The organism is Streptomyces sp. NPDC030296 (assembly GCF_055572815.1).
In genome coordinates this window covers 1-6,249 of record NZ_JBVICQ010000001.1, presented here as the reverse complement: position 1 = coordinate 6,249, position 6,249 = coordinate 1, and the positions used below count along the sequence as shown (strand labels likewise).

The 6,249-nt window shown below is 73.9% G+C and carries 4 protein-coding genes and 1 pseudogene; all 5 read right to left on the bottom strand.

Going from position 1 to position 6,249, the window contains the following annotated elements; genetic code table 11:
- Nucleotides 1–277: 277 nt before the first annotated feature.
- Complete coding sequence (locus ACZ4Z3_RS00025; protein WP_468498881.1) at nt 278–3,001, bottom strand: AfsR/SARP family transcriptional regulator; 2,724 nt, start codon at nt 2,999–3,001, stop codon at nt 278–280.
- 69 nt (nt 3,002–3,070) lie between these two features.
- Nucleotides 3,071–4,096: an AfsA-related hotdog domain-containing protein gene (locus ACZ4Z3_RS00020; protein ID WP_468498880.1), complete on the bottom strand. Its 1,026-nt coding sequence runs from the start codon at nt 4,094–4,096 to the stop codon at nt 3,071–3,073.
- A gap of 204 nt (nt 4,097–4,300) precedes the next feature.
- Nucleotides 4,301–4,621, bottom strand: a complete 321-nt coding sequence (gene fdxA, locus ACZ4Z3_RS00015) for a ferredoxin (RefSeq protein WP_055511749.1) — start codon at nt 4,619–4,621, stop codon at nt 4,301–4,303.
- Between the two features lie 93 nt (nt 4,622–4,714).
- On the bottom strand, nt 4,715–5,779 hold the full coding sequence (locus ACZ4Z3_RS00010; RefSeq protein WP_468498879.1) for a 2-oxoacid:ferredoxin oxidoreductase subunit beta: 1,065 nt from the start codon (nt 5,777–5,779) through the stop codon (nt 4,715–4,717).
- Nucleotides 5,769–6,249, bottom strand: a pseudogene (locus ACZ4Z3_RS00005) (2-oxoacid:acceptor oxidoreductase subunit alpha); the annotation flags it as partial. The gene ACZ4Z3_RS00010 and the pseudogene ACZ4Z3_RS00005, both read right to left, overlap by 11 nt.

Below are 6,249 nucleotides of genomic sequence, written 5' to 3'. Positions count from 1 at the left end.
TCCTGCCGGGGACGGTGTCACGCTGCTTCCGCCGGGACGGTGTCACGCGGTCCTAGCGGGGGCGAGGGTCACACGGCTCGTGTCGGCGTGGAGGTCATACGGCCCTGCCGGGGACGCGTCCGCTGCTCCCGCCGGCGACGGCGGCACACGGCTCTTGCCGGCGACGCTGTCGCGCCGTTCGTGCCAGGGGCGGCGCCGCTTTCGCCGGGGACGGTGTCACGTCGCTCCCCTCGGCGACGACGCCGTGTCCCTCCCACCGGGGACGGCGTCGCGTCGCTCAGGCGGCCTTGGCTGTTCCTATGAGCCACATGCCGGGGCCCACCTCGACCGCGTGGCCGACGGGGGAGAGTCGGTGGGCGGGGTCCGGGGCCAGGCGGGCCGTGGTGCGGCGGACGTACTCCGTCCAGCGGCGGTCGCCGAGGCGTTCCGCGGCGCGCCCGCACTGCTCCAGCTGGCGCCGGGCCACGTCCACGCGGCCACGCCGCAGGTTGACCAGGGCGAGCCCCTTCAGCGCGGCCACCTCGCCCCGCAGGTCCCCTTCGGCCGAGCACAGCGCCAACGCCCGCCCGTACCGCCGGGCGGCGTGTTCCAGCAGGCCCTGGCCGAGCAGGACGTCGGCCGCGCCGATCCGGCAGCGTGCCACCCCGGTCCGGTCGCGGACCAGCTCGAACGCGTGCTGGGCGGCGGTGTGGTGGCGCAGCGCCCGGTCGGCCTGGCGACGCTGCCAGGCCAGGTCGCCGAGCGCGTACTGGACGGCCGCCTCGGCGTCGGTGTTCCGGGCCCGCCGCGCGGCGTCCAGGGCGAGCCGGTGGGTCTCCTCCCACTCCTCCCACGCGGCGCGGGCGTGGAAGTATCCGGCGGCGCTGCCCGCGAGGTCCCACACCAGCGGCCACAGCCCCGCCGCGTGCGTCTGCCGTACCGTCTCCACCAGGCCCGTGGCCTCCTCGCGGAACCATCCCAGCGGACTCGCGCCGACGATCGCGGCCGCGTCCGGCGCCGGATGCCCGGCGTCGGGACGGGCCCGCCAGTCCCGACCGGGGGCGAGCCGCCCGTCCGCGTACCGGGCGAGGCTCAGGTAGGCCCGGCCCAGCCGCTCGACGACGTCCCGCCGCGTCCGGGCGGCGTCCGGCTCCGCCTCCCGCAGTTCGGTGGCCAGCACCCGCAGCAGCGAGTGGAAGCCGTAGCGGACGGACCGGCCGTCGCTGCGGGCCTCCAGCAGCTGGGCCCGGACGAGTTCCTCGGCCGTCTCCTCCGCCTCCGCCGGCCCGGTGCCCAGCAGGGCCGCGACGGTCCAGCCCGAGAAGTCGGGGGCCGGCGCCAGGGACAGCAGCCGGAAGGCGCGCCGCAGCGCGGGCCCCGCCTCCTGGTAGCCCGTCAGCAGGCTGGAGCGCAGGTCGAGGTCGCCCTCGCGCAGCACACCGAGCCGGGTCCGCTCGTCGCGCAGCCGGCCCGCCAGCGCGGCGGGCGTGGTGTGCGGGCGCGCCGTCAGGGCCGCCGCGGCCACCCGCAGCGCCAGGGGGAAGCAGCCGCACAGCCGGGCGATCTCGGCGACCGCCACCGGGTCCTGCGCCATCCGCTCGCCCCCGGCGGCGAGCAGCAGCTCCACCGCCTCCTCCGGCCGCACCGCGTCCAGCCGCAGGTGCTCCGCCCCGTCGAGGGCGGCGGCCCGGCGGCGCCCGGTGAGGATCACCGAGCCCTCCGTGACGGCCTGGAGCAGCGGCCGTATCTGCTGCTCTGACGCGGCGTCGTCCAGGATGAGCAGCATCCGGCGCCCGTGCAGGGCCCGCCGCAGCCGGTCGGTCAGCTCCTCCGGGTCGGTGAGCGGGACTCCGGGAACGTCGTCGGTGAGCCGGCGCAGCAGGGCCGCGCCCGCCTGCGCGGCACTCAGCGGACGCCCCTGCGGCCCGCGCAGCCCGAGCAGCAGCCCGCCGTCGGGGAACAGGTCCGCCGTGCGGTGCGCGAGCCGCAGCGCCAGCGCCGTCTTGCCGACACCGGCCGGCCCGGAGACGGCCAGCACCCGTACCGCCGGCCTGCCGACGCCACCGCGCAGCGCCCGTTCCGCGTACGCCAGTTCCTCGTCGCGGCCGACGAAGCCGGGCGGCGCCGCGGGCAGCGACGGGGGCGGGCCGGGCAGGTGCCGCGGCCCGTCGGCCGGTGCCGCCGCCCTCCGGGGAGCAGCCGGGCGTCCCGGTGAGCCGGCGGCGCCGTCCGGGTCGTCGCCGCTCGCGCGGCGCGTGGCGCGGGGCGGCTGCCAGTCCAGGGAGGGCTCCCGGCGCAGGACGCGTTCGTGCAGCCGGGACAGGCCCGGGCTCGGCTCGACGCCGAGTTCCTCCACGAGTGAGTGGCGCAGCCGCCCGTACACCCGCAGCGCGTCGGAGCCGCGGCCCGTCCGGTACAGCGCCACCATCAGGTGTCCGTGCAGGGTCTCCCGCAGCGGATGCTCGTTGGCGAGGGCCAGCAGTTCCCCGGCGAGCTCCTGGTGGCGGCCCAGCCGCAGGTCGGCGACGATCCGCTGCTCCAGGACCTCCATCCGCAGCTCGTCCAGCCGGATGGCGGCGGACTCCAGCCGCACCCCGTGCGGGATCCCGGACAGGGCGGGGCCCGTCCACAGGGCGAGCGCCTCGTGCAGCAGCCCGGAGGCGCGGCCGAAGTCGCCCTCCTGGTAGGCGGCGCGGCCCTCGGCCCGCAGCCGTTCGAAGCACGGCAGGTCGAAGTCCCGCTCGGGAACGGCCAGGAGGTATCCGGGAGCGCGGGTCAGCAGCTCACCGGAGTGCGCGGAGCCGCCGGCCTCGGCGAGGACCTTGCGCAGCTGGGAGACGTACACCTGGAGGGTGGTGGTCGCGGTGCGCGGGGGTTCCGTCCCCCACAGCTCGTCGATCAGGCTGTGCACGGGGACCACCTCACCGGCCTGCACGAGCAGCGTGGCCAGCAGGGCGCGCGGTTTCGCGGCGGAGGGAGTGCGGGGCGACAGACTCACCGGCCCCAGTACCCGGAAACGCATCGAAGAGCTCCTTGATCATGACAGCGAGGGGAGAGGAGAGCGTCGGCCGGTCCGGGCGGCGTCGTACGGTCAGCAGTCCTGGAGCAGGACGGCCGAGGCGGTGCACAGGACACGGCTGCCCTGGCTGAAGGCGAGCCGGGTGCGTACGGTGGGCCGGCCCGCGTCGTCGCGGACCGGTTCCTCCGCCACGACCGTGCAGGTCAGCGGAAGGTCGGCGTCGCCGAACCCGCGGAAGGACGCCCGCCAGCGGGTCAGCAGGGCGTGGGTGGGCCGCAGCCCGTGCAGTTCGGAGGCGGCGAGCAGCGACGCCTGCCGGGACGCCTCCAGGAACACCGGGCCGGGGACATGGTCGCCGGGCACCGCCGTGAAGACCTCGTGGCCGGGATCGGCGGCCACGGGCAGCACGAACTCCCCGTAGGGCGCCCGCAGCGGCGGTCCCACGACGACGTTGCGCGGGTCCTCGCGCCCCACCGACTCCGGCGCCACGGCGGCCGGTTCCTCCTGCGTGACCACCGTCATGGAGGCCAGCGGGCGCACCACCGGAGCGGTGCTCCGCAGACTCTCCTGGCGCCCCACCTCCCGGTGCGACCGGTACACCCCCGGCATCAGGAACTGCAGCCGCGCGGAAGCGTTCCCACAGGGGACGCCGTCGATCGCCACGTCGCTGCGGCAGTCGAGGCCGCGCGGCACGCCGTTGACCACGTCCACGGGCGTCACGGTGAGGTCCAGCGTCAGATGGGCCGGCCGGTCGGTGCGGCGCCACGGGGCCGGGTCGAGGACGTCGAGCCCGCTGGAGACGAACACCGCGGGCCGCTCGGCGGGCACCCGGAAGTACTGGTGGGCGACGAAGTGCGTCGCCTGGCGCAGGGTCTCCGCGATGTAGAGCAGATCGTGGAAGGTGCCCGGCCCGTCGGTGAACGTCCCGTGCTCCTGGGGCAGTTCGGCGGAGAGCGCGAAGTGCTGCTCCACGGGAGCGGCTGCGTCCAGCACGAACCCCTCCGGTGTGACGGGTCTGTGCAGCAGGTGCAGCGGTGCGACGAGACCTCTGGAGGCCGGGGCGGACGGGGCGGGCTGAGAGGTGAAGGTGATGTCCATTGCAGCTCCTTCTGGGATGGCCGGCCCGGGATGAGCGTGGGGCGCGGCCGGTGCGCACAACGCCACAGGGCGGTGGCGAAAAGATTCCGCCACCGCCTCCACGGTGTCCTGGATCACTGGTATCGGCCTGTACCTGGCCTGGAACCGGGCTGGATCACCGCGGAATCGGGCCATCCGGCGACCGGACACCGGGTGGTGCGAGGGTTACGCGGCCTGCGGGGAACGCGCGGCGACCAGGGGATGGTCGGCGGCGAGCGGCCCCGCCGCGCTCGCTCCGCCCGGCGACCCGAGTTCGGCGAACACCTCGGCGTCCGCGGTCCGGTACTCGCTCCACTCGGCCGGAACGTCGTCCTCGAAGAAGATCGCCTCCACCGGGCAGACGGGTTCGCACGCACCGCAGTCGACGCATTCGTCGGGCTGGATGTAGAGCTTTCTCGGCCCCTCGTAGATGCAGTCGACCGGGCATTCGTCGATGCACGCGCGGTCCTTGACGTCGACACAGGGCTGAGCGATCACATAGGTCATTCGGTGTCCCTCCCCGGGGTACTGCGGTCGAACGGTGACGGTGTTGCGGTGACGGTGCTGTGGTTCACGGTCCCGCGGTGACGGATCCGCGGTTCACGGCCGGGTGGCCGTGGTGGAGCGGCGGTGCCGGGCGGAACGCCCGACCGTCCAGGTGTCGTTGCCGGCGAGCAGAGCGCCGAGGTCGCCCTTGCCCTTCAACTCGACGGCCTTGTCCAGCTGGTCGGCCATCTGTGTGTCGTAGACGGGTCGGTCGACGGAGCGGAACACGCCGATGGGGGTGTGGTGCAGGGTGTCGGGGTCGGCGAGCCGGGAGAGGGCGAAGGCGGTGGTGGGGGAGGGGGCGTGGGCGTCGTGGACGAGGACGCGGGCCTCGTTGTCGGGGGTGACGGTGACGACCTTCAGGTCGCCGGTCGTCTCGTCGCGCACCACGCCTCGGGTGCCGTCCGCGCCGAAGCGGATGGGTCGGCCGTGCTCCAGCCGGATGACGGCTTCTTCGGCCTGTTGGCGGTCCTTGAGGATCTCGAAGGCGCCGTCGTTGAAGATGTTGCAGTTCTGGTAGATCTCGACGAGTGCGGTGCCGGGGTGGGCGGCGGCCTGGCGCAGGACGTCGGTGAGGTGTTTGCGGTCGGAGTCGACGGTGCGGGCCACGAAGGAGGCTTCGGCGCCGATCGCGAGGGAGACCGGGTTGAAGGGGGCGTCCAGGGATCCCATGGGTGTGGATTTGGTGATCTTGCCGACCTCTGAGGTGGGGGAGTACTGGCCTTTGGTGAGGCCGTAGATGCGGTTGTTGAAGAGGAGGATCTTGAGGTTGACGTTGCGGCGGAGGGCGTGGATGAGGTGGTTGCCGCCGATGGAGAGGGCGTCGCCGTCGCCGGTGACGACCCAGACGGACAGGTCGCGGCGGGAGGTGGCGAGGCCGGTGGCGATGGCGGGGGCGCGGCCGTGGATGGAGTGCATCCCGTAGGTGTCCATGTAGTACGGGAAGCGGGAGGAGCAGCCGATGCCGGAGACGAAGACGATGTTCTCCTTGGCGAGGCCGAGTTCGGGCATGAAGCCCTGGACGGCGGCGAGGATCGCGTAGTCACCGCAGCCGGGGCACCAGCGCACCTCCTGATCGGACTTGAAGTCCTTCGGCTGGAGTCGCAGTTCAGTTCCCACGGATCGTCTCCCGCAGTGTGTGGGCGAGCTGGCCCGCCGTGAACGGTGTACCGGCGACCTGGGTGTAGGAGCGGGCGTCGACCAGGTACTTCGCCCGGATGAGCGTGGCGAGCTGCCCGAGGTTCATCTCGGGCACGACGACCTGCTCGTACCGCGCGAGGACCTCGCCCAGGTTGTTCGGGAAGGGGTTGAGATGCCGCAGATGCGCCTGCGCGATCGGCTCGCCGTCCTCCCGCAGTTGCCGCACGGCAGCGGTGATCGGCCCGTAGGTCGAGCCCCAGCCGAGGACCAGGGTGTCGGCCCGGTCCGGGTCGTCGACCTGGAGGTCGGGGACGTCGATGCCGTCGATCTTGGCTTGGCGGGTGCGGACCATGAAGTCGTGGTTGGCGGGGTCGTAGGAGATGTTGCCGGTGCCGTCCTGTTTCTCGATGCCGCCGATGCGGTGTTCCAGGCCGGGGGTGCCGGGGATG